Source organism: Streptomyces sp. DH12 (assembly GCF_020873895.1).
GTDB lineage: Bacteria > Actinomycetota > Actinomycetes > Streptomycetales > Streptomycetaceae > Streptomyces.
In genome coordinates this window covers 1-452 of record NZ_JAHWGT010001069.1, presented here as the reverse complement: position 1 = coordinate 452, position 452 = coordinate 1, and the positions used below count along the sequence as shown (strand labels likewise).

Sequence of the window (452 nt, the reverse complement as noted above, 5' to 3'; positions counted from 1 at the left end):
GTCCAGACCGGTGAGCACAAGACCGTCCGTCCCCGGGTACGGTCCGAGACTCTCCGCGTCCTCCAGCAGCCAGGCATCGAGCGTCCTGTCCTCCGGCACCAGCCACACCCTGCTACCGACCCAGCCGCGCGGGACCTCAGCTCCATCCGGAACCCAGCCGAACAGCTCGTACGACCCGCGCAGGGGTTCCCGGAACAGTCCCTCCACCTCGGCGCAGACGCCCCAGACGTGGCCGCTTCCTCTGTCCGTCAGCGCGTACCGTCCCTGCCCGCGATGACCCCTGTCCACATGCACGGTGGGAATCATGCCCAGACCAGGGGTAGTCCGTGAAAGCTCGTTTCAAGTTCGGTCACGGTGAACCGTTCCGGGTCGGATGGAGGCTGAGCGCTCGATATGGCGGACGGCGCCATCTGAAGCGCTCAGCCACATCCCCCGATCGGCCCAGCGCGGGG

At 67.7% G+C, this 452-nt stretch carries 1 pseudogene; it reads right to left on the bottom strand.

Annotation, left to right across the window (positions count from 1 at the left end):
* A pseudogene (locus LPA54_RS38545) lies at positions 1–306 on the bottom strand (hypothetical protein); the annotation flags it as partial.
* Between the last annotated feature and the right edge of the window lie 146 nt (positions 307–452).